Raw genomic sequence first — 22,620 nt, forward strand, 5'->3', positions numbered from 1 at the left:
CATCCTCTTACGTCTGGAATCAACATGCGTCGTTCGCGCCTCGCCAAAATCGTTGCGACCGTTGGTCCGGCGACAGCTGCACCAGAACGATTGCGTGCTCTCTATCTCTCAGGCGCAGATACGTTCCGACTAAATTTCAGTCACGGGAGCCCGGACGATCACGCACGGGTCTATGACTCGATCCGCAGTCTCGAACGGGACTTCGGCACGCCAATAGGCGTCCTGCAGGATCTGCAAGGACCGAAGATCCGCATCGGCGCCGTCGAAGGCGGCAAGCTCGATCTACGCGCCGACGAGAAGGTTCGATTTGTGCTCGACGGAGCTACGGGCGGAAAGCAATCGATCCCACTACCTCATCCGGAAATATTCGCGGCCGCACGTCCGGGCCAGACTCTTCTCGTCGACGACGGCCGAGTGCGCCTGCGCGTTGAGAGTCCGGGCGATGGGCAGATCATCGCGACAGTTCTCGTCGGTGGAGCTATCCGCGATCGCAAAGGGGTAAACCTGCCAGGTTCGCTGCTTGCTATATCTCCTCTGACGAAGAAGGACCGCGGCGACCTCGCCTTCGGCCTCGCCCTCGGGGTCGACTGGGTCGCCCTGTCGTTCGTCCAGAAGCCTTCCGACCTCCTAGAGGCGCGCGGGCTGATCGGCGAGCGTGCCGGTCTGATAGCGAAGATCGAGACGCCTATGGCGCTCGATCGTATCGACGATATCATTCTCCTGTCAGACGGCATTATGGTCGCACGCGGTGATCTCGGTGTCGAAATCCCGCCCGAGGAGGTGCCGGGCCGACAGAAGGAACTCATCCGCGCCTGTCGGCTGACCGGAAAGCCCGTGATCGTCGCAACACAGATGTTGGAGTCGATGGTGGCTGCACCGACAGCGACGCGCGCGGAAGCCTCAGACGTCGCTACCGCCATCTACGATGGAGCTGACGCGGTCATGCTGTCGGCTGAGTCGGCAAGCGGCGCCTATCCAATCGAGGCAGTTGTCATGATGGACAAAGTAATCAGAAGTACTGAACGGCATCATCTCTATCGGTCGCTGGTCCAAGCCTCGCAAGCCGACGAAGAGATGTCCCCACCGCATGCAGTCGCCGCCGCTGGTGCAGACCTTGCGGTGACCCTCAATGCGAAGGCGATCATCGGTTTCACCGCAAGCGGCACGACGGCGGCGCGCATCGCGCGCAAGCGGCCCCCGGTCCCGGTTCTTGCTCTCACTCCAGATGAGAAAGTCGCGCGGCGCATGTGCCTGCTGTGGGGGGTGCACAGCATCGTTTCAGACGACCCCGCCACCGACGAGGAGATGACGCAGATAGCCGCAGCGGTGGCGCGCAACGAAGGTTATCTTGAAGCAGGTGATTTGATGATCGTCGTATCCGGCGTGCCGTTTGGGCAAATAGGTGCAACCAACAACGTCCGTATTGTCACCTGCTAAAATGGTTCAGGACAATTTCGCTACATCCGCCCTAAGAAACGAAGCACTACGGGCCGAACAATGATCGCCGACAACGCTCTGATTCTTCAACGGTGAGACCAGGAGCTGACCTTGCTTGGGCTCGACTACAGCATTCGGCTCTTTGATTTGCTCCCGGTTATCGAAGAAGCGCTTTCGGTCGAAATCTGGTGCAGTGATGCGGCGGGCCGGATGCAATGCTCTGGCGGCTTTTTTGAGCTCCTCGGAGGTTCGAACAGGCAATGACATTCAACCGATGCCGACGAGGTGATGAAAGCGCGGCGGAACGCGTTCTTCGGCGCTGGTCGGCAAGCCCAGCGTCCGACGGCGATAGGTTGAACCCTTCGTCCGCTTCCCAAATGACGATCCGCCAAATGTCGGTACCGTTCGTCCCGCAGCCGCACCGTAGTGTGACATTCAAAGTCATCGAGCGCCCCACTGTTCGGCGACAACTGCGATACCACCAGGCTTTACTGGCTCCACCAAATCGGGCCTTGTCATCAGCATCGGATAAGGAAACGTCAGGCTCGGGTGCTTGATTGCGAGTAGCCGGTGTTAGCCGTGATATACGGCGTACCGGAAGCGGCATTCCAGCTTATCAGAGTCTTCGAACGAAACGGAATCTGTAGTGAACAACAACTCCTTGGTGCCGGACGTCAGCGAGTTCCTGGAGCTCTGGGAGCAAACTTTCAATGTGCACGCGCCGGAACGTCTGGTTGTGCTATACGCCGATGATGCGCTGTTTCAGGGTACATCGAGTGCTAAGCTCTGCATCGGCGCTAAAGAGATAGGCACTTACTTTCATGGCATCGCTACCGTAAAAATGGACGTATGGCATTCCGTCACGTTGGCGTACAACGTTGTTTTGGTGGTGGGAAATTATGTCTTTTCACAGCTGCGGAATGGTCATGAGGTGTCGACACCGGCTCGGTTCACCTTCGTATTACGTCGCGAGGACGGCGTGTGGAAGATCGTGCACCATCACTCATCTGCCATCCCCGATTGATCGCCGAACCAGCTTTGCGGTATCGGAGTTTGTAGCTGAAGTGGCACACTCAGGCTGCCTCTCGCCAGCCTGCCCATCGTGCGGCTGGATCGCAAAAATTTGCAGCGCTCGCAATGACAACAGGACGGCAGCGAGGTACCGCCTGCTTTGCTGAAGCGACTGACGGCAGAAGGGCAGTCCCTGGTCGAACGACGCGACGCCTTCGAGCTGGTGCGCGACTAGGTGGTTGGTCCCAAGCTTTGATGGTGCATTCTTATCGCATGATTGAAGGATGCGCTATTGGTCAAGTTTTACACGGCTGCGCCACCACGACGGAGGCCGTCCGTCGAGCAATACAAAATAGTCACGAGAGCTTGAGAGCGCTCGCGAAGCGCTACTATCAACCAGAAGACTGTCGCGAAGGGGAAGCAGCGCGAGACCGTCGTCGATCGCTCGACAGCCCCCAAAGAAGCCAAGTCCACTGTCCTTTGCATCAAGGCGGAGGCGATCATCGTCGCCTTCCGGCGGCATACGCTGCTGCCACTGGACGATTGCCTCTATGCGCTGCAGCCAACCATCCATCCCGCATCTGACGAGGTCATCTCTGCATCGCTACCTCCAGCGTCATGGGATTAGCCGATTGCCGGAGGTCGAAGGCAGCAAGCCTTCGAAGAAACAGTTCAAGGCTTATCCGATTATTTCCACATCGACATTGCTGAGCTCCAGACCGCTGAAGCCAAGCTCTACCTCTACTTCCCCATCGATCGCACCAGTAAGTTCGCCTTCGTGCAACTGGTCAAGAAGGCGGAAAGGACCTCCGCCTCGGCCTTCCTCGAAGCTCTGATCGCCGCGGTCCCCTACAGAATCCACACGGTTCTCACCGACAATGGGATGCCCAGCTTCTGGGCCCGCAATTTTGACCATCTTAACATCGCCGCCGGCGAGCAGGTACTTCAGGTCGGTGCCGGCACCGGATACTATTCGGCGGTGCTGGCCGAGATTGTCGGACCCGCTGGTCGTGTGACGGCGATCGAAACCGACACAGAGTTGGCGTCGCGGGCCCGAGTGAACCTCGAGAGCTGGCCCCAGGTCGATGTCGTCTCGGGCGACGGCCGGGCGGTAGATGTCGGCGAGCTTGATATCGCCATCGTGTTCGCCGGAGCCACTCACCCATCCCGTGTCTGGCTTGATCGCCTTGTCGAAGGTGACCGGCTTCTGATGCCTATGACGGACGATACCTGGAAAGGCTTTCTTCTCCATTGTGGTACGGCGTCGAGACCACTTCGAGGCCTCTTCCATTGGTGCCGTCTCTATTTATCCTTGCACGGGTGGACGCGATGAGGACGCTGCAAGACGTCCACATAACGCGATCGACCGGTTGCCGCTTCGCAACCTTCCAATTCGCGCGTTGCACGTAGGTGAGCCGCGATTTAACGACTCAGAGAATGTGTGGTTTAGCGGGCCGGGCTTCTGGCTCGAGCGTGATCCTCCATGCTAAGACGACCTACACTGATCGAGCGCATACCTGTTCAGCCAGGTTGAAGATCACCGGCTCCGACGAGAACGCGCGTGGTCGAGCATTTTTACACGTCGGCGTTTGCTCCACGAGTAAGGTCGTGATGCAGGATCACTTCTTTGAAAATGAATGATAGGAACTTCTCGGCAAACTCTGGGCAAGGCTAGCTGCCTGTGCGAGCGTGCGTAGTCTTTCTACTTGGCGTTCCTCACGAGCTGGATCTGCCGAAGGCAATTGAAGTCGCACTTTTAGGGTTCAGACTCAATTGATCCAATAAGCGACGAGAGCGGCGAGGTGGACGGCGGCCAAGAAGTTTCTGGCAAGTTTGTCGTAGCGAGTAGCAACACGCCTGAAATCCTTGAGCCGGCAGAAACAGCGCTCGATAACATTGCGCCCTTTATAGAGGCGCTTGCTGAAGCTGTGGAGGGTTACCCGGTTGGATTTGTTTGGAATGACGGGTTTCGCGCCGCGATTGACGATTTCGGCGCGAAAGCCGTCGCCATCGTAGCCTTTGTCCCCAATGAGGGAAGACATGGGCGGCGCGAGCTTCAAAAGGGCCGGCCCTGCGGCAATGTCTGCGGCTTGTCCCGGAGTGAGATGAAATGCGCAAGGTTTGCAATCAGGGTCGCTCAGCGCGTGGATTTTCGTGGTCCGCCCACCGCGCGAGCGGCCGATCGCCTGTTCACACTCCCCCCTTTTCCGCCGCTCGCCGAGCGATGCGCTTTGATCGAGGTGGAGTCGATCGACAAAGCCACTCGGTCCTTGCCGCAGCGGGCGAGCGCTTCAAAGATCGCCTGCCAATGTCCGCGCTTAGCCCAGCGATTGAACCGATTGTAGATCGTCGTGTAAGGGCCATAGTCGGACGGGCAATCGCGCCAGCGTGCGCCGCACTGGAGCATGTGAATGATACCGCTGATAATGCGTCGATCGTCTTCGCGCGCCGGGCCGGTCTGGTTTGTTGGCAGATGCGGCTCTATCTGAGCCCACTGCTTGTCGTTGAGCCAGAACAGTCCTTTCCGCATCGAAGTCCCCCGTGCCGAATCAACTTGGCACCATGGAATCAGAACTCGCTAATTAGGTACAGACCCTAGCATTACAGTTGCTTTTGTTGCGGGCTTCTGAATCCATGGGCAACCATGATTCGAATGTCGTGGGCGCGGGCCGCGTCGGTTGAGGCGACGCTTGCGTTGTGGGCGGCGTCGCTTCGAGAGATCAAGCAACGGATACGTCCGTTGTTCACGCAAGAGCGTGTTGCGACGAATGCAGGTCTGTTCCTGGAAGGTCTGCTCGGAGATGAGCAGCGCAAGACCGGTTGGATGCGCGCGGAGGCGGCTGGCGATCCCGGCCCATGGCGGCAGCAGGCGATTCTGGGTCGTGGAGACTGGGACGCTGATGCCCTGCGCGATATCGTGCACGACTATGTCATCGAGCATTTGGCGGATGACGATGCGGTGCTCGTGATCGACGAGACCGGTTTTCTCAAACAGGGCAAAGCGTCATGCGGAGTGGCGCGGCAATACACTGGTTCGGCAGGAAAGATCACGAACTGCCAGATCGGCGTCTTCGCTGCCTACGTTTCGCGTCATGGCCATGCGTTCATCGATCGCGCGTTGTATCTTCCGAAGGAATGGACCGACGATCCAGATCGTCTGGAAGCCACATATGTGCCTGCCGATGTCGGCTTTGCGACCAAACCAAAGCTTGCGACGAGAATGATCGCACGCGCGATAGCCGGGTCTGTACCATTCAAGTGGGTTGCCGGTGATACCGTCTACGGTGTTGGCAACATCGAACAGCAACTACGTCGGGCAGGCAAAGGCTACGTGCTTGGGGTCAGCAGCGCTCATGTGTTTCGATCCTGGGGCAAGCGACCGCCGGTCGCCGGTACGGCTGCAGACCTCGCCCGGACGCGGCGCTCATCCGACTGGAAGCGCCTGTCGGCGGGAGCCGGAACCAAAGGACCGCGGCTGCACGATTGGTGTTATCTCGAATTGGCGGATCTCGAGGCCGAGCAGTCCAACAGTGCAAATGACGGTTTGTGGACACGCGGTCTACTGATCCGTCGTCGCATTGCCGATGATGACCTCGCCTTCTTCACCACCTGGTGCCCAGCGGGAACAGCCATTGAAACGCTGGTCGCGGTCGAAGGCCATCGATGGGCGATCGAGGACAGCTTTGAAACGGCGAAAAACGAGTTCGGGCTCGATCACAACGAGAGCAGATCCTGGCATGGCTGGCACCGTCATGTGTCCTTGGTGATGCTCGCCTTCGCCATGATGGCCGCGATCCGACATCGCGCTAATCCGCCACCGCCCAAAAAAACGAAACGGCGCCCCCCGGCAAAAGCCAAAACATAACCACCCCACCACTGATCCGTTGGTCAATCCAGGAAATCCGCCGCATTGCTATCAGACTTGCGCGGAAGCGGATTCAACCCGCACACATCATCGCATGGTCCTTCTGGCGCAGAGCTCACCAGGCTGCCGCTCAACGCGCCCACTTCAAATCAAAAAAGCAACTGTAATGCTAGTTTTCCGACCTGCCGAGTGCACCTGAAACGTTCCGCGAGAATGTGGATAAGGGCCGCATCGAGATTGTCGATGCTGCTCCGCAGTTCGTTCAATTCGGATGGAGTTTCCAAGTTCGCGCCTCCTTTCTATGCAACCATACTTTCCAGCTTGACACCGGGTCTCTGGCTGAAACATTTTCAGGCTTTCCGAGTCACTGGGCCCTAACAGCCCGGTCTGATTGAACGAATTCGATCAATCTCAGTACGCCACCTCGGCATTGAAAGCATTTCTGACTCGAGCGCAGTAAATCAGTATTGGCCCATGTGGCCATCGAGGCCGGCGGGTCTTCGGCCAACAATCTCAAGAACCACGTACGTTACTGCACTTCCTAGCCTGCTGCCAGCCGCCGCGGTGCGGGCCAGCGCGACCAGGCCAGCGCATTCTTACTTTGGGCGCGGTGAAGGATCGTCGAGCGTGCCAAGTGGTGGATGCCGTTGCTCTATGAGGTCTGGTCATAGGGTCGTATGCCTTAGTCGAACCCACGGACTGCCGGAGTGGCAGCTTCTGCAGCTGCAACTTCACTCATAAAGGCAACAGCCAGTCCGAAGCCGATGAGGCCAATCAGGATCGACCCTGCAGCAAGGGATGCGACCCCGCTAGTTTCGACGAGGATACCGCCGAGAACGGCCCCGATGGCTATTCCTGCGAAGGTGGTCGAGCTGTTCATTGCCAAAACTAGCTTCGACCTCTCCCCGGCTAGATCGAGAAGCCGGTGCTGGATCGGAACGAGATACATGTAACTCGCGTTGCCCCAAAGAAATGCGATGAGCACGGTTAAGGCACCATGATGCCCGAATCCAACCAGAGCTACGAGAACGATTAGTTGTGCGCCGATCACCGCAATGAGAACTTTGTAGGGGCCGAAGCGATCGGTTAGAAAGCCGCACGCTGCGTTTCCTGTCACAGCTCCGAAACCGTACGCAAAGAGCGCGGCTGAGAGCAGCGGCACGCCTGTAAGCAGAGAACCGGTGATAATGACGCTCACATAGGAGTAAACAACGAACTCGGAAATGACCACGAATAGGGTAACCGAAAGAACACCGTAGATGGCCCTGGGGAAGTCTTTCGAAGCCGGGCCGTTTCCGCGCTCCGGCGCCTTTGCAGAGACACCGGACATCATAGGGGCGAAGATCAGCAATGCCAGGAGCCCCGCAACTGCCACGAAACCGAATGCGAACCGCCAGCCGATGGCATCAGCGATCCAGCTAGTCGCCGGAACACCCGCAACTTGTGAAACGGTCATACCACCGAAGATAAGGGACAATGCCGACCCTTTGCGACCGGGCGGCAGGACCTCGGTTGCCAATGCGGTGGCCGCCGGGGTGAACATGGCTGCGCCGTAGGCTGAAATGACGCGAGCTGCAGCCATGGTTGCAAAGTTCGGAGCGATCGCACAGATCACGTTGCCGATGATGAAGATTGAAACGGATAGGATCTGGACATTGCGGCGGCTTAGGGCCCGGAACATCCAGGCATTCAGCGGCGCAAAAACCGCGTAGGAGAGTGCGTAGATTGAGATGATCCATCCCGCCGCTCCGGTTGAAATGTTGAGGTCACGAGAAATCACTTCTAGTGCCCCGATGATGACAAACGTATCTAGGCCAATGGCGAACGCAGCGATCATCAGAGCGGCAAGGGTTAGCTTTGTTCGTGTATCAGGAGGGGATAAGCTCATGATCCTGGCCATTCAGTTCATCGTGATGTGTTCAAAGCCGTCATGCAACTCAGGATAAGGGCCAGCCGATGGCCATGCCTGAATACCCGGGGACGACGGCCAAGCTGCCACGGCCCCAGCACCTCTCCACATCCTGTGTGATCTCAAGCTGGTCAGGATATTCGAGCACCACGTTGCGTAAGCCCCGCATCATACAAGCCCTCCAGGAGTTTTTTCGCTACAACCGGCGCTGTTGTTTCGAAAAGCGGCTTATTTGATGCTTTTGCGTCGATCTACCCCACCCCGGCGAGCTCGGCGAGTATGACGTCTCGCAGCTTGGCCCCTTCGAAGTGGAGATATTTCACGTTGGCATGACGCGTACATCTTCTCACCCGGCAGGGCGTGCAAATGCGCGGCGTCAGGATGCAGCGATTCGGTGCACGCGACCCGCTACAGATCACGATTTGGCTCATCCCGCTGCAATTTTGCGGGAATGCTGGGGCCACAATCTGAGATAAGTTTTGGTGAATGGTTGCGAAGGAATCACCAATGAGCGGCACCAAAGTTGATGGCGAAACGGTATTGCGCGCGGCTTGCACTGGCGATGCCCAGGCGCTCTATGACGTGACGGCACAATCGGTTCAAGGACTGGCAATCACCCATTACAAGCCCGAGCAACTGGAGGGGTGGATGGGAGAACGTACTGCCAAATATTACGAGGATGTCATCGCTGCGGGCACCACGATCATAGCCGAGCAGAACGGAGAGGTATTGGGGTTCGTCGACTCAGTTCCTGGCGAGGTGACCCGCCTTTTCGTTTTGCCGAAGGCATCAGGCCGCGGAATTGGTGAGCGATTGCTCAAAGCTGGTCTTGAAGCCGCGGCAAAGGAACACCCAGGACCAATCAAGATCGAGTCAACCTTGAACGCGCAACGGTTCTATGAACGTCATGGCTTCAGGGCCATCCAGAAGGGCTACTTCTCTCATGGGCTTGGCGGAGATCCGATCGAGATTGTCCTCATGGAAATGGCACGATAGAGCAGAGTGCAGAGCACTTGGTCCTCAGATATCATCTCTATCTGCAGGCCGGCGCGATTTCGAAACATCATGATCGAGCCTTCCTCCCAAGCCGCACGACGTGCCGCCACGAACAACCTAGACCATCGTCTCACCTCTTCCGATCGCACGAACGAAACTCATTTCGACCGCTCGAACAATCGGTGCTTCGCCAGGAACACATTTGTCATCATCGAAGCAGGCGATGTCAGCTTGCCTGCTTTGCTGCGCCTTAAACCCCAATTCGCTCTTCGCACCGGCCACCCTGCCACAGCGGAGCTAGTTTTTAATTAGTCGCCGCCGCGTAGCCTCGAGTCCGGCGATTTGCAAGGACGCCCGGTATGGAGGCGACCGGCACAAGCATCGACACGGGCCTCTGATGCAGGCCGATCTCCAGGACATCGCGCCAAGCGCATCTGCGGACTCGTGCGCTGGAACTTGCGACCTCATAACATCGCTCACGCCGCACAAGCGCGCTCAGCTCAATATGACGTACCAGGGGCCGTCACAGGACCCGTACACAGAAGCTGGGGCAGGAGATCCCGATCTTCAGGAGGCCGCGTCGCGGCGAATTCCGCCCTTCGTTGTCCGATGATCGCCGCGCTGGGCATTCAAGACCCTGCCTCGCAATCCGTTTTTGCGGGAGCGACTTCGCTGGAATGCGCGGCGACTCGGGATTGGTCATTTATGGCTGTCTGCGCTCTGACTCGGGCCGAATTCCAAAGCATAAGCTTTCGTCTCCATGCGCCGTTTGGTATGATATCAGCGGAACGACGACGGAGTGCGCTATGGAGCCTCAGTGGCTGACGTATGGGAAACGCTTGCAAGCTATTGCCTCTAGCGGGCTCCATTTTGCCCGAGACCAATTTGATCGAGAACGTTACGAGGAGATTGCCTCTATAGCCAATGAAATGCTCGCCAACTTGGGAAGTGTTCCCATCGAGAGGATAGAAGGGCTCATCTCTGATTTCGCGAAGGGCTATGCGACACCGAAAGTCGATGTGCGCGGAGCGATCGTAGAAGAGAACAAGGTCCTTCTGGTCCGTGAGAAGAGCGATGGTCTTTGGGCCTTGCCTGGCGGCTTTGCAGACGTTGGCCTTTCTGCTGCCCAAAATATCGCAAAGGAGTTGTACGAAGAGGCTGAATTGAAAGTGTCTGTTCGTCGCCTCTACGGGGTCCGACACAAGGCCGGCACTTCCTATTCGCCTGATGTCCGGGATTTCTACAAAGTTTTCTTTCTTTGCGATAGGCTCTCAGGCGGTGAGGCCCGGCCCAGATTGGAGACGAGCGAGGCGATCTTTTTCCCGAAAGATCGGCTACCTCCGCTGTCGCGAGGTAGAACTATCGAGAGTGACGTTGAAGCAGCCTTCGCATTCGCAGCTGACGCGAACAGACCTGCCTTCTTCGATTGAGAGCTCGATCCATTCTCTTGGTCCGCACTCTTTGGTCCGCCAATAACGACTTTGCCGAATGAAGAGCTCCGCATGACAGAGAGAATCATTCGGGCGCCATCAACCACGGCGCCTTGCGCGTGCTTTGACAGTCGGTTGCTGGTCGCTATCTTCGCTTCTAGCGAAGATCGCGACCGAGCCCTTCGGCACTCATTCGGTGGTGTAGAGCGGTCGGTGCGCAGAACGCTCAATGGTTTCGGTTGCGTCATCGCAGCCCAACGTAGCTGATGCTGGCCAAGCAGCTTCATCAGCGATCACGTCCACCAACAAACGTAAGGGCGCTGAAACTCGACTGCATTGGTGACCGCCTCTATGCCACGCTCAAATGCGTTTGCCCCGTGCTTGGGATGGGCGCCGATGATCGGGAGGCTGTCCACGCGCCGCGTCAGCGGTCGGCGAGGGGGATCCCGCAGCAACCCGCATCTGCCTCAGCATGTCCTTCAAGCTCTGCGCGAAATCCTCGTCCGGCACCCAGTAACCGTCGTTTCTGTCGCCTGACGTTGCGACCGGCGAGCGGAAGACATTTACGCCACGCAATCCGTCGCGGAACTATACTGTCGATCAATCGCAAGAAACCGTGTTTGCTCCCGCAACCTGAACTTACTAGCCCTTGGCGAACGACCGCCCATTTCTGCCGACTCTCCAACACTCGGTCCTTGGGATTGCGTCGGTTGACGCGGTCGGCCGCCCTTCGCGTAGAACCGGACCTTATTATCGGTCGCGTCGATTTAGAATGAAATAGTTGGCCAGCCCGATCGTTAATAGCAAGAAGGCCGACACGACTGTACGAATCAGGATGGAGTCGATCTCGGACTTGAACACGGCGTTGTTGGCTTCAGCACCTGTTGAGAAATCGACATAGGACCCGGCGGCGAGGAGGAAAATGGCCAAAAGGCTGGAGAGGAGAAAGAACGCCGTCTTCATGCCTGCTTACTGTTCGCGAGTCTGGATGTGGGTGCGGAAACAGTCTCAGGCAATCGCCTTGACTGCGCTGGAGTAGACGCTGGCCGGCCGCGCGAGTCCGTAGTGCTCGCGCAAGGTCGTGCCGGTGTAGTCCTCGCGGAACAGGCCGCGCTTGCGCAGGATCGGGATGACCTGCTCGGCGAAGGTATCGAAGCCGCCGGACAGCCATGGCGGCATCACGTTGAAGCCATCGGCTGCGCCGCGCTCGAACCAGGTCTGCATGTTGTCCGCGATCTTTTCGGGCGTGCCGGCAATGACCCAGTGGCCGCGCGCGCCGGCGAGGCGCTGCACCAGCTGGCGAATGGTCGGCTTCTCGCGGTCGACGATATCGACCACGAGCTTGAAGCGGCTCGCGACTCCGCGCGCGCTCGCTGTGTCGATGAGATCCCGGGGAACCGGGCTATCGAGATCGTAGCCGGTGAGGTCGAGGCCTATCATCTGACGCAGCTGCGTCAGGGAGAATTCGGGCTGGATCAGCTCGTTGAATTCGTCCTGAAGTCGATCGGCTTCAGCCTGCGTGCTGCCGATGAAGGGGCTGATGCCGGGCAGGATCTTGATCTCGTCGGGACTGCGATCGAAGGTGCGGGCCTGGCGCTTGATGTCGGCATAGAACGCCGTCGCCGACTCCAGTGTCTGATGCGCCGTGAAAATTGCCTCCGCGAACCGGGCGGCGAACGCGCGGCCGTCGTCGGAGGAGCCGGCCTGTACGTAGACCGGCCGTCCCTGCGGCGCCCGCGAGATGTTCAGCGGGCCACGAACGCGAAAATGCTTGCCGATATGGTCGAGCGTGTGGATCTTGCTGGTGTCGGCGAAGATGCCAGAAGCCGGATCGTTGACGAGCGCGTCATCCTCCCAGCTATCCCACAGCCGGGAGATCACGTCGAGATATTCGCGGGCGCGCTCATAGCGCTCGTGGTGAGGGGGATGTTCAGGCAACCCAAAGTTCTGTGCGGCCTGCTGCGCACCGGTGGTGACGATGTTCCAGCCGGCGCGACCCCGGCTGAGATGGTCGAGAGACGCAAACAGCCGTGCCAGATTGTACGGCTCGGTATAGGTCGTTGACGCCGTCGCGATCAGCCCGATACGGCTGGTGACGGCGGCAATCGCTGCGAGCCAGGTGATTGGTTCGAAACGAAGGCGCTGGGCGTACCGAACATTGTCGGCCAGCGCCGGCCCGTCGGCAAAGAAGATGGCGTCGAATTTGCTCGCCTCGGCCCGTTGCGCCAGCTCCTGATAATGGGTGATGTCGAGGATGCGGTCTGGTTCAGATCCCTTATAGCGCCACGCCGCTTCGTGATGGCCGCCCGGATAGATGAAGAGATTGAGAAGAAGCTGGCGTTGGTTGCTCATGGTTCGTTTGTTCCGATGCGATGGCCAATGGTGAGACTTGAACGATTAAAGACCCGGAGAGGAATCCCGTGGCTCCGGCTTTCGAGCGAACGCGAAGCGCAGATATCGCTCCAGGCGGAGGCCCTCCGGGGTACGCTTCGCCTCGACCAAGCCAGCAAAGGCGCGCTCGATCGCTTCCCGTTCCGCTGTGGAAAAGCCGCCGAGGAAGTTACCGAATGCACTAGCCTCGGACCATCCGAGCGCCGAACTCACGTCGTCATGCAAATCGACCAGTGAACGCAGGTCGCTTCGGTAATCGACGAGACCGGCCTCAACGAAGAGCATTTTGAGCTCGTCGTCGGTGGCTCCGAGCACCCGGTGCGCTTCACCACTCCTCTCGGCGAACCCAGCCTGTTCGGTCGCCTGCCGAAGCAAAGTGCGGGACTCGTGAGGTTTGGTCGGGTCCTGAACGTTCAACCCGATCCGGCCGCCCGGCTTGAGAACGCGGTGAATTTCGTGCAGGGCTCGCCGCTTGTCTGAGATCCAATGGAACACGCTGTTGAGATAGACGGCATCGAATTCCGCAGGTTCAAAGCGCGAAAGGTCTTCGGCGCGGCCGATCGCGAATGTCAACGTCTTCGACGCGCGGAGACGCGCGATGGCAATGCGGTTCTCGAGAGGATCGATGCCGGTCACACGGCCGTCAGGCCCGACAAGTTGTGCGACGAATTCGGTAAGGCGGCCCGTACCGGCACCGATATCGAGCACGTGATTCCCGGCCTTCAATGCGAGCGGGCCGACGAGGAATTTACCGTGATGAAACTGGAGGATGCCGGCCTGCTCATAGGTGCGAGCAAGCTCGGGTGTGTCTCGTTCAAGGCTGATGACGCCGGAGGTCGACATCGTGCTTCTCAAATCTCCAACGGGCCGTCGAGACAGCTTGATTGGACGAAGTTTATGTTGTCGGAACGAGGAATGTCGATGAAATTGAATTGCGTTGTTCGGTGTGATGCGAGCATGAATCTAGCGGCGCGCATCCCTGGAAGAGATGATGTTGCAAACCGATCGTCTCAATTGGATGCCCCAGCGCATGCCGAGCGTCTCACCCCGGTCTCTGGCTCGCTCCACGACACTACGCAAATCTTTCAACACGCCGAAGCCCGGCGATTGGCTCGTTGTGCGGGTTGAAAAACAACGCCGATTCCATTTCATTGACTGAGTATCGTTCGCTTCTACGATTTGACCGCATTTGATGCTGAAACCTCGAGGTGCGAACATGTTTCAGTCCGTTGTCGACACTGCGGCGCGCGAGACCTTGCGCCTGATTGGACCCGATCCGCAGAACTGGATCCCTGACCGTCAGGGGATCGATCACAGCGTCGCCATCATCGGCGGCGGGCAATCCGGAAGCGCGTTCGCCTTTGCGTTGCGTCGTGCCGGCATCGGCAAGGTCACCCTGATCGATGCCGCCGGCGACGCTGCTTCGTCCGGCCCCTGGTTGAGCAGCGCGCGCATGAACAAGCTGCGTACGCCGAAAGGGTTGCCTGGGCCCGAACTCGGTTTGACAGGGCTGAGTTTCCAGGCCTGGTATGAAGCCCGCCACAGCGCCGCCGCGTATGAAGCGATCGATCGCATTGCCCGGGTGGATTGGGCCGCCTACCTCGACTGATATCGCAGCACGCTTCGCATCAACGTGCGCTGCCGGACGCGGCTTCTCCGTGTCGAGCCGACCGCTGATCATTTGCGGCTCATCTCGACCTGGCCGGCGAAGCGCGAACGGAAACGGCCCGCAAGATCATTCTTGCCGGTGGCTTCCCCAGTAACGGCGGTCCGTCCGTTCCCGACGTGCTCTCGCGCAATCTGCCAAAGGAGCTTTACGCTCATACGCTGGAAGCGATCGATTTCGAGAAACTGCGCGACAGGTTAGTCGCGGTGCTGGGCAGCGCGGCCTCCGCATTCGACGCGACGGCGGTGGCGCTCGAAGCCGGGGCGAGGGAGGTGCATCTCTTCGCGCGGCGCGACAGGCTTGCCTCGGAGCCGGTGATCAGGACGCGCGGCTATCCGGGAGCTTACGACAATTACGGATCGTTGCCGGACGCTCTTCGCTGGCACCAGGCCATCCGTTTCCGCCGTGCCGGATCCACGCCACCGCCTGATGCGGTCGCGCGCGCCGTCAAGTTCCCGAATTTCCACCTTCATCTGTCGGCGCCGTGGACGTCGGCCAAGCCGTTCGAGCGGCGGCTGCTTGCGACCACGCCGGATGGCAATATCGCATTCGGTTTCGTGATCGCCGGTACGGGTTATCGGGTCGATCTCGCAAAAACACCGGAGCTGGCCGCCTTCTCCGACAACATCCTGTTGTGGCGCGACCGCTTTTCGCCTTCTGCGGACGAGCAGGACGAAACCCTGAGCGCACATCCCTATCTCGGGTCGGGGCACGAATTCCTCGAGAAGGCACCCGGCCGCGCGCCCTATCTCCGTAACATCCACGTCTTCAACCCTGCGGCGTTCGTGAGCTTCGGCTTGCCAATTGGAGACGTCCCGAGCTTCAAGCGTGATATCCCGGCCGTCATCGCGCAAATCAGCAGGGATCTCTTTCTGGACGATCTTGCCTCGCATGAGGCCCGCATCAATGCGCCGATCGCCGACGATTTCGAACCTGCACTTTATGCGCCTGCGGTGTGGCGCACGCAGAGCGTCGTCGCGGCTGAATAGCAGAAAGCGCAGATATCAATCGGATACGTCGTGCGAGTGCGCGCAACTATTTTCCACCTTCGTCCAACTTTGGAAGCTATTTCCGAAAGTCTTGAGTTAGCATCCTGTGACTGAGCGAGAGGCTGCATTGATGCCGTCTCTCGGGGAAGATCCCGCCAGACCCGATTGCCGCCAGAGCAGACGGCGATACTGCAAGAGGATCGATCACGACCATCAGCTGTGTATTTACTCCGCCATCGCATCAGCGATCGGCGAACGGCGGAGCCTTGTCCAAACGGGATCGCGATCTTGGGGAAAATGACATGACGGACGCAATCACCATCGACAACGTCATTCCGCGCGCGGATATCGTCAAGCGGTCGGCACGTATCGGCGCGGAGATCAGGAACATCAAGCTCTCGGGCGATCTCCCGGACCGGACGATCGCGGCGATCAACCAGGTTCTGCTCGAGCACAAGGTCGTCTTCTTCCGCGACCAGAACCGTCTCGACGACGCGGGGCAGGAGAGTTTTGCCGTGAGGCTCGGCAAACTGGTTCCGCACCCGACGGTCGGCGCGACCAAGGGAACGGCGTCGATCCTGGAACTCGATTCCGGACGCGGCGGCGGCCGCGCCGACCAGTGGCACACCGATGTTACCTTCGTCGACGCCTATCCGAAGATCTCCGTGCTGCGCGGCGTCGTGATCCCCGAGTTCGGCGGCGATACGATCTGGTCAAACACCGCGGCATCCTATCTCGATCTGCCGGCGCCGCTGCGCAAGCTCGCGGACGAACTCTGGGCGGTGCACAGCAACGCCTATGACTACGCCGTCAAGACCCGCGCGAGCGAGGCCGACAGGAAGCACTTCGAGGAGGTCTTCACCGGCACGATCTACGAGACCGAGCATCCCGTCGTTCGCGTCCATCCCGAGACCGGAGAACGGACGCTGGTGCTTGGCAATTTCGTCCAGCGCTTCGTCGGCCTGTCGAAATACGACAGCCAGAAGCTATTCGACCTGTTCCAGTCCCACATCACTGCGCCCGAGAATACGGTGCGCTGGAGCTGGCAGCAGGGTGATGTGGTGATCTGGGACAATCGCGCTACCCAGCACTACGCCGTCAACGATTACGGCGACCAGCACCGCGTCGTCCGGCGCGCCACCATCGACGGCGAAGTGCCGGTCAGCATCGATGGCCGCAACAGCGTCACCCGCGTCAAGTCGACCAAGCCACAGGCGAAGGCCGCCTGAAACGAGCGAGGAGTGAATACAATGCGAATCACTATCTCTGCGCTGGGTCGCCTGGTTGCCGGTCTGCGTGCAAGAGGACGGCAACTTGGCCTCGCCGCCCTCGGGCTTACGGGACTCGTCGGCAGCGCCATGGCCGAGCCGCAGCTCGAAAGGACCGAGATCCGCTACCAGGGTTGGGCCGGACAGGTGACGTTCGTTGAGCTGGCCGACGATCTCGGCTATCTCGCCCCGCTCAAGTTGAAATGGATCGGCAACACCATTAGCGGTCCGCAGGACATCCAGACGGTGGTGACCGGCGACATCGACATCGGCGGCGCGTTCTATGGCGCGATCATCAAGCTGATCGCGGCCAAGGCGCCGATCAAGGCGGTTGTTGGCTACTACGGCTCGGACGGCAACACCTACAACGGCTATTACGTGAAGGATGACAGCCCGATCAAGACCGCGCGGGACCTTATCGGCAAGAAGGTCGCCGTCAACACGCTCGGTGCACATCTCGAATTCGTGCTCCGCGAGTATCTGGCTCGCAATGGCCTGACGCCGGCGGAGGCGAAGCAGGTGACGCTGGTCGCGATCCCGCCCGTCACCGGCGAGCAGGTATTGCGACAGGGGCAAGTCGAGGTGACCACGCTCAATGGCGTGCTGCGCGACAAGGCGCTCGAACGCGGCGGCATCCGCAGGCTGTTTGCCGACACCGACATCTTCGGAAACTTCACCGGCGGGTCCTACGTGCTGAGGGACAAGTTCATCAAGGACAATCCCAACACCTCGCGCAGGCTGGTCGAGGGCGTGTCCCGTGCCATCGCCTGGGCGCAGACGACGCCGCCGGAGGAAGTTCGCGCCCGCTTTGAGCGCATCATCGCCGATCGCAAGCGGAACGAGGACGCCACACCGATCAAGTACTGGAAGAGCACGGGTGTTGCGACCAAGGGCGGCGTGATCGGCGATGCCGAGCTTCAGGTGTGGGTCGACTGGCTGGTCAAGGATGGTCTCTTGAAGCCGGACCAGCTCAAGCCAGCTGATCTCTACACCAACGAGTTCAACTATTTCCGCGCCGGCAAGACCGCGGAGGCCAAATGACCATGGCCAAGATCCGCTTCGAGCATGTCCGGAAGGACTTCCTGGTCCGGGGCAAGGATGGCGGGCCGGCGCAACGCTTCACTGCGCTGGACGACATCACGCTGGATGTTCGGCCCGGCGAGTTCCTTGCGCTGGTCGGGCCGAGCGGCTGCGGCAAGTCGACCTTGCTGGATCTGCTCGGTGGCCTGACGGCACCGAGCAGTGGGCGCATCCTGCTCGACGGTAAGGTCATCGACGGACCGGCGCGCGACCGCGGCATCGTATTCCAGCAATACGCGCTGTTTCCCTGGCGCACGGCTGTGCAGAATGTCGAGTTCGGGCTCGATATCGCCGGCCTGAAAGCCAGGGAGCGGCGGGAAAGGGCGCTGCACTATCTCGACCTGGTTGGGCTGTCCGGCTTTGCCGACCGCTACCCGCACGAGCTCTCGGGCGGCATGAAGCAGCGCGTCGCCATCGCGCGAAGCCTCGCCTACGATCCCGAGGTGCTGCTGATGGACGAGCCGTTCGCGGCGCTGGACGCGCAGACGCGCGAAACGCTGCAAGGCGAGCTGTTGCGGATCTGGCGCAGCACCGGAAAGACCATCCTCTTCATCACGCATGGCATCGACGAAGCCGTCGTCCTCGGCCAGCGTGTGGCGGTGATGACTTCGCGTCCCGGCCGCATCAAGCAGATCGTCGATATTCCCGACGAACTACATAGCGAAACCGAGGACGTCCGCTCGTTGCCTCAGTTCGGGCATGTGCGGCATGAGGTCTGGTCCTTGCTGCGCGACGAGGTGTTGAAGGCGCAAGGAGCTCAGGTCGCCGCAGCGGACGGCGAGAGCGTCGCAAAGGCGAAGGAACTGGCTCATGTCTAATCTGGAGGTGCTGACGTTGCTGGAGCTGGCCGAGGGAAGTCCGAAGCACCGGGCCGCACAACGCGTCGGTGCGCTTACCGCGGCCACGAGCGGCTTCGCGCGATGGTTCGGTGTCATCGGGCAGCGATCGCTGCTGCTGGTGCTGTTCCTGACAGTCTGGGAGACGGCGCCGCGGTTGGGTCTGATCGACGTGACGTTCCTGCCGCCGTTTTCCGAAGTGATCGCCGCGGGTTGGCAGCTCGCGCAGAGCGGTGAACTCTATGAAGACGTCGGCGCGAGCCTGGTGCGGGCGCTGAGCGGATTCCTGATCGCGGTCGTTCTGATGGTGCCGCTCGGCTTGCTCACGGGTTGGTACGCCCGGCTTGGCGATCTGCTGAACCAGACCATCGAGATAGCACGCAACACGGCGCCGCTGGCGCTGCTGCCGGTGTTCATCCTGCTGCTCGGCATCGGGGAGCTCTCGAAGATCACGATGGTGGTCTATAGCTGCGCCTGGCCGCTGCTGCTCAACACCATCGCGGCGGTCCGGCAGGTCGATCCGCTGCTGGTCAAGTCGGCGCGGACGATGGGCGCGACGCCAAGCCAATTGTTCCGCAAGGTGATCCTGCCGGCGTCGCTGCCAACCATCTTCGTCGGCATTCGGCTGGCAAGCGCTTCCGCGATGCTGGTGTTGGTGGCTTCCGAGATGGTCGGCGCCAAGTCCGGGCTCGGCTATCTCATCATCAACAGCCAGTACAGTTTCCTGATCCCTCAGATGTATTTCGGCATCCTCGGAATCACCGTGATCGGCCTCGTCTTCAACGCGATTCTCGAGGCGCTGGAACGTCGCCTGATGCGCTGGAAAGCACCCGTAGCGGCCTAGCCGGGTTTGTTGCGGGCCGTAGCCTGCGTCACGATGCTGTTCGGCGGTACATCCTGGGTCACCCAAACGTTGCCGCCGATTGTCGAGCCGCGGCCGATCGTGATCCGGCCGAGGATGGTCGCGCTCGCCGATGAAGAGCGCGGCACGATGGACCTGGTCGCACAGGCTGTCGAGCGCAATGCTGAGGCGGTTGAGGAGAACGACATGCAGACGCGCCCCGGTTCTGGCCTAGGCTCAAAAGTGCTACGTGCTCGCGAAACAGTGGGCTCGAGAACGAAGATGACCTTACCTACGAGCTGCTCCATGACGACGTCGTGACGGCCGATCACCTCCCGTCGCAAAGCATCACGGGGGCGGCTTTCCACATTGTGTGTGCGCTGCTGAGATGGACGTGACTGTGGCGAGCGAGCTTCGCCGTTGCAACTCGCGTCCGTTGCTCAAACGATGAGGGGCGACTCTTGGCTGCACTGCAACGCCGATGGCGCTGCACGATTAGGATGCGAAAAGGACAGGGTCGCGCTCCTATCGCTTGGGAAGGAGACCTGATATTTTGCCGCCGTAACCTTTTGATCGAAATCTTTATCGAAATCTTTGAAGACGCTCCAAATTTGATCGTACCCCGGTGGGGAGTTTTGTTCATGCAAAGCGATTTAAGGTGCGCCGGGCGTCACGCGGCGAGTGCCGTTGAGGTGGAAGAGTTCGCCGCCGAGCCTCTAGCGACCGGCAGGCCCGAAGCTGCAAACGATAACAACGAGGACGGCCCCTCGCTGCTCGTTCCATTTCCTGAGGGTTGGTACGCAACTTGTTGAAACATGGTCCGAGATCGGGACCTAGCTTCCGAGTGCGCGTACTATCCGTTCGACCGTACGAAGCGGTGTTCCGCTCTTTTCTGCCGTGTCCTTTGCGAAGCTGCCCGTACCGCCAATTTGGCGGATTGATCTGCGGTCGCCGCCCTTCTTCGTCTCGGATGCACCGCCTCATAAGCCGGCTTCCGCTTTGCGACCAGCTTCGCCCGTTGTGCCGCCCTCAGGTCGCGGATCAGGTTCTCATCGATTTCAGCGAGCCAGACGATCCCGACTAAAAAGACGGCAGAACGAAATTTGCCGAGAGCAGGAACACTATTCACCGGGGCGAGGTTTGTTTTTCATCAGAGGCTAGGGATCGCGGAGTTCTCTTCCATGGCTACCCAGATCGTAATGGACAGCACAGGCGACAGCAGACATTTCTTTGAGCGAAAGGACCCGAAGGGGCTCGCCGAGGCTGAGCGGCGCTTCAAGAAGTTCACCGCCCAGGGATTTACCGCTGCCACTCGGACGCCGGCCGGCGATCTCAAGCTGATACGGTCATTTGATCCAACAGCGGATGAAACGCTGTTCTATCCGCACTTAGTCGGCGGTTAGAACCGTCCAGCATCAAAGATGTTTTTGTTCGGACGTAACGTCGCCCAGGGCGCGCGTCTACGTGCCCTGCGTGCCCTTTATCGGAGCTTCAACGAGCAAAATGGCCCGGAAGCGCGTGCACGTCGTCTTTTGCGGGAATGGTTATCTCCAGAACAGCGCGCGCAATTTGATGCCAATGGCTTTTTTGAAGTCGCTGGTTCTCTTACTGGCCGTCGATACCGAATTTATCAGGGCACGATGAGTAATGTTTTGGAGCTGGATGAACAACTGGAGCCTAAGGTGGGGTGGTGCTTCCTCCCCGAACGGGCGTTGGCAGTTGGCGATGTGATGCTCGCCCAGAAGATCGCACTCGAAACTGACGAAGCCGCAGTTCTCGCGATCGCGAAGTCGTTTTCTCCGAGACTGCCGTTTGTGCCCCGAGCAGTGCGGCGCGGTCACTAGAGCTGATCATGGGCGGGGCCGTCGCTTGTGACTGCGGCGACCCCTCGCCGCGAAGGCGCCGTTACGCGAGACGCGGACCACTTCGCGACTGCATCCAGCATGGGCGCTGGGCCCGATCGACGCAAGATCGTCCGTGCGTTAGTGTTACTTGAACCGCGGCCTAACTACGTTCGGCCGCTTCGTGGATCGGCCGCGTGAGACCATTTCCTCGACAGCTCGCAGCATCCGAGCGGATTCAGACCGAAGATGTCGAGTGTGCGCCGCATCTTTTGGCTCTAAGAATCTCGACGAGGAAGCGGTTCAATCGCGATGTGACGAGACGATTGTCAGAGTGTTGCGAGCGCAACGCCGTGATCTGTCCTCGTCTCTCGACTAAATCGAGCGGGTGATCATCCGGATCATTCGTCAAAACGGGGCTCGCGCTATCCATAGCAAAAACGCGAAACCGACGCGCCCAATGTGATGGCGCGCCGACTTCGCCATTGATGGACCCGGACGGGGGCAATGTCCGGTGTTCAGCCTAGCGTCGCCGGAGGCCGGGGCAACCTAAGTCGCGAATTAAGCTTGATGTCGGGGCTGCAGGTTAAATACCGGAACCCGAAATCGCAGACGGCGAAGCGTGCAGACAATCGGACGTTGGCTGCTGTGGCACGGGATGGTTCTGTTCCTATTGGGGTTGCTGACCGGCTTGGCCGAACAAAGCTTCTCGAACAGGAGGGTGGGCTTGCGGCGCACCGTTAGGGCGTCATGAACGGGACTTTCCTTTGGGGCTGGGGTGCTGTTGGACGCAGGTTGGACTATCCGCCGCGCTTGAGCGCGGCACGTTTGCAGCGCTGGTGGCGGGGACATACGGCAATTGGGCGACGACAACGCTCGCCGCTGTGACCGGCACAGCCGCACTCTCACCCATCACAGCCGCGGGTCGAGGTGCGCCGGCCTGGCAAGAGATGCTGGTGACGACCGGCTTCGTGTGGGTTGGCATCCTGATGCTGGCCAGCTCTTGCATCGTGCTCTGGCGGCTGAGGCGATGAGGTGGGCAGAAAACAACCAGGATCTT

Annotated in this window: 18 protein-coding genes and 6 pseudogenes; 14 read left to right on the forward strand and 10 right to left on the reverse strand. The window is 59.7% G+C overall.

From position 1 onward, the window contains the following. Positions 1 to 24 precede the first annotated feature (24 nt). Positions 25 to 1,437 (forward strand): pyruvate kinase, encoded by a 1,413-nt coding sequence (gene pyk / locus IVB07_RS39055; protein ID WP_247298905.1) that lies wholly within the window; start codon positions 25 to 27, stop codon positions 1,435 to 1,437. A gap of 6 nt (positions 1,438 to 1,443) precedes the next feature. Here pyk and IVB07_RS39060 read toward each other — a convergent pair whose 3' ends face one another. Next, positions 1,444 to 1,704: a hypothetical protein gene (locus tag IVB07_RS39060; RefSeq protein WP_247298903.1), complete on the reverse strand. Its 261-nt coding sequence runs from the start codon at positions 1,702 to 1,704 to the stop codon at positions 1,444 to 1,446. A gap of 379 nt (positions 1,705 to 2,083) precedes the next feature. Here IVB07_RS39060 and IVB07_RS39065 point away from each other — a divergent pair, with 379 nt between their 5' ends. The 3 genes and pseudogenes from IVB07_RS39065 to IVB07_RS39075 all read left to right on the forward strand — a co-directional run bounded on the left by IVB07_RS39065 (position 2,084) and on the right by IVB07_RS39075 (position 3,781). After that, a complete protein-coding gene (locus IVB07_RS39065) occupies positions 2,084 to 2,461 on the forward strand; it encodes a nuclear transport factor 2 family protein (protein ID WP_247298901.1) in 378 nt (125 codons plus the stop codon). A 278-nt stretch (positions 2,462 to 2,739) separates the two neighbouring features. After that, positions 2,740 to 3,334, forward strand: a pseudogene (locus tag IVB07_RS39070) (IS481 family transposase); the annotation flags it as partial. Then, positions 3,332 to 3,781 (forward strand): rRNA adenine N-6-methyltransferase family protein, encoded by a 450-nt coding sequence (locus tag IVB07_RS39075; protein WP_247298925.1) that lies wholly within the window; start codon positions 3,332 to 3,334, stop codon positions 3,779 to 3,781. The pseudogene IVB07_RS39070 and the gene IVB07_RS39075, both read left to right, overlap by 3 nt. Before the next feature lie 242 nt (positions 3,782 to 4,023). Here IVB07_RS39075 and IVB07_RS39080 read toward each other — a convergent pair. The 3 genes and pseudogenes from IVB07_RS39080 to IVB07_RS39090 all read right to left on the reverse strand — a co-directional run. Further along, a pseudogene (locus IVB07_RS39080) lies at positions 4,024 to 4,181 on the reverse strand (chorismate mutase); the annotation flags it as partial. A gap of 36 nt (positions 4,182 to 4,217) precedes the next feature. Continuing rightward, positions 4,218 to 4,727: an IS5 family transposase gene (locus tag IVB07_RS39085; RefSeq protein WP_245286348.1), complete on the reverse strand. Its 510-nt coding sequence runs from the start codon at positions 4,725 to 4,727 to the stop codon at positions 4,218 to 4,220. After that, positions 4,667 to 4,978, reverse strand: a pseudogene (locus IVB07_RS39090) (IS5 family transposase); the annotation flags it as partial. The pseudogene IVB07_RS39090 and the gene IVB07_RS39085, both read right to left, overlap by 61 nt. 114 nt (positions 4,979 to 5,092) lie before the next feature. Between IVB07_RS39090 and IVB07_RS39095 the strand changes: the two are divergent. Continuing rightward, on the forward strand, positions 5,093 to 6,313 hold the full coding sequence (locus tag IVB07_RS39095) for an IS701 family transposase (RefSeq protein WP_247285483.1): 1,221 nt from the start codon (positions 5,093 to 5,095) through the stop codon (positions 6,311 to 6,313). Positions 6,314 to 6,471: 158 nt separating this feature from the next. On the opposite strand, the pseudogene IVB07_RS39100 reads toward IVB07_RS39095, so the two are convergent. Both IVB07_RS39100 and IVB07_RS39105 read right to left on the reverse strand, forming a co-directional pair. Beyond that, positions 6,472 to 6,597: pseudogene (locus IVB07_RS39100) on the reverse strand (chorismate mutase); the annotation flags it as partial. A gap of 398 nt (positions 6,598 to 6,995) precedes the next feature. Further along, the gene (locus IVB07_RS39105; RefSeq protein WP_247410782.1) at positions 6,996 to 8,213 is read right to left on the reverse strand and encodes an MFS transporter; all 1,218 of its coding nucleotides are present in this window, start codon (positions 8,211 to 8,213) and stop codon (positions 6,996 to 6,998) included. A gap of 516 nt (positions 8,214 to 8,729) precedes the next feature. On the opposite strand from IVB07_RS39105, the gene IVB07_RS39110 reads away from it, so the two are divergent. Beyond that, positions 8,730 to 9,218 (forward strand): GNAT family N-acetyltransferase, encoded by a 489-nt coding sequence (locus IVB07_RS39110; RefSeq protein ID WP_247298897.1) that lies wholly within the window; start codon positions 8,730 to 8,732, stop codon positions 9,216 to 9,218. 806 nt (positions 9,219 to 10,024) lie between these two features. Continuing rightward, positions 10,025 to 10,648, forward strand: coding sequence for an NUDIX hydrolase (locus tag IVB07_RS39115; RefSeq protein WP_247298895.1), 624 nt, complete (start codon positions 10,025 to 10,027; stop codon positions 10,646 to 10,648). A 750-nt stretch (positions 10,649 to 11,398) separates the two neighbouring features. Here IVB07_RS39115 and IVB07_RS39120 read toward each other — a convergent pair. Genes IVB07_RS39120 through IVB07_RS39130 form a run of 3 tightly spaced genes read right to left on the reverse strand, consistent with a single transcriptional unit; the run spans position 11,399 to position 13,882 of the window. Further along, positions 11,399 to 11,611: a hypothetical protein gene (locus tag IVB07_RS39120; protein ID WP_247298893.1), complete on the reverse strand. Its 213-nt coding sequence runs from the start codon at positions 11,609 to 11,611 to the stop codon at positions 11,399 to 11,401. A 45-nt stretch (positions 11,612 to 11,656) separates the two neighbouring features. Continuing rightward, positions 11,657 to 13,000 carry an LLM class flavin-dependent oxidoreductase gene (locus IVB07_RS39125; protein ID WP_247369460.1) on the reverse strand — a complete coding sequence of 448 codons (1,344 nt, stop codon included), beginning with the start codon at positions 12,998 to 13,000 and terminating at the stop codon, positions 11,657 to 11,659. 45 nt (positions 13,001 to 13,045) lie between these two features. Beyond that, complete coding sequence (locus IVB07_RS39130; RefSeq protein WP_247298889.1) at positions 13,046 to 13,882, reverse strand: class I SAM-dependent methyltransferase; 837 nt, start codon at positions 13,880 to 13,882, stop codon at positions 13,046 to 13,048. Between the two features lie 373 nt (positions 13,883 to 14,255). Here IVB07_RS39130 and IVB07_RS39135 point away from each other — a divergent pair. From IVB07_RS39135 to IVB07_RS39155, 5 genes and pseudogenes are all read left to right on the forward strand, one after another. Next, a pseudogene (locus IVB07_RS39135) lies at positions 14,256 to 15,694 on the forward strand (NAD(P)/FAD-dependent oxidoreductase). Positions 15,695 to 15,996: 302 nt separating this feature from the next. Further along, positions 15,997 to 16,923 carry a TauD/TfdA family dioxygenase gene (locus IVB07_RS39140; RefSeq protein WP_247768001.1) on the forward strand — a complete coding sequence of 309 codons (927 nt, stop codon included), beginning with the start codon at positions 15,997 to 15,999 and terminating at the stop codon, positions 16,921 to 16,923. Positions 16,924 to 17,052: 129 nt separating this feature from the next. Beyond that, positions 17,053 to 18,003, forward strand: coding sequence for an ABC transporter substrate-binding protein (locus IVB07_RS39145; protein ID WP_247768019.1), 951 nt, complete (start codon positions 17,053 to 17,055; stop codon positions 18,001 to 18,003). Further along, on the forward strand, positions 18,000 to 18,860 hold the full coding sequence (locus IVB07_RS39150) for an ABC transporter ATP-binding protein (protein ID WP_247371431.1): 861 nt from the start codon (positions 18,000 to 18,002) through the stop codon (positions 18,858 to 18,860). Before IVB07_RS39145 ends, IVB07_RS39150 begins: the two co-directional genes overlap by 4 nt. Beyond that, positions 18,853 to 19,722 carry an ABC transporter permease gene (locus tag IVB07_RS39155; protein WP_247768002.1) on the forward strand — a complete coding sequence of 290 codons (870 nt, stop codon included), beginning with the start codon at positions 18,853 to 18,855 and terminating at the stop codon, positions 19,720 to 19,722. Before IVB07_RS39150 ends, IVB07_RS39155 begins: the two co-directional genes overlap by 8 nt. Here IVB07_RS39155 and IVB07_RS39160 read toward each other — a convergent pair. Continuing rightward, positions 19,719 to 19,850 (reverse strand): annotated as a pseudogene (locus IVB07_RS39160) (serine acetyltransferase); the annotation flags it as partial. The gene IVB07_RS39155 and the pseudogene IVB07_RS39160 sit on opposite strands and share 4 nt — an antisense overlap. A gap of 1,050 nt (positions 19,851 to 20,900) precedes the next feature. Here IVB07_RS39160 and IVB07_RS39165 point away from each other — a divergent pair. Both IVB07_RS39165 and IVB07_RS39170 read left to right on the forward strand, forming a co-directional pair. Further along, positions 20,901 to 21,122 (forward strand): hypothetical protein, encoded by a 222-nt coding sequence (locus IVB07_RS39165; RefSeq protein WP_247298876.1) that lies wholly within the window; start codon positions 20,901 to 20,903, stop codon positions 21,120 to 21,122. An 18-nt stretch (positions 21,123 to 21,140) separates the two neighbouring features. Then, complete coding sequence (locus IVB07_RS39170; protein ID WP_247298874.1) at positions 21,141 to 21,563, forward strand: hypothetical protein; 423 nt, start codon at positions 21,141 to 21,143, stop codon at positions 21,561 to 21,563. Positions 21,564 to 22,620 lie beyond the last annotated feature (1,057 nt).

It is taken from the genome of Bradyrhizobium sp. 172, assembly GCF_023101065.1.
Taxonomy (GTDB): domain Bacteria; phylum Pseudomonadota; class Alphaproteobacteria; order Rhizobiales; family Xanthobacteraceae; genus Bradyrhizobium; species Bradyrhizobium canariense_D.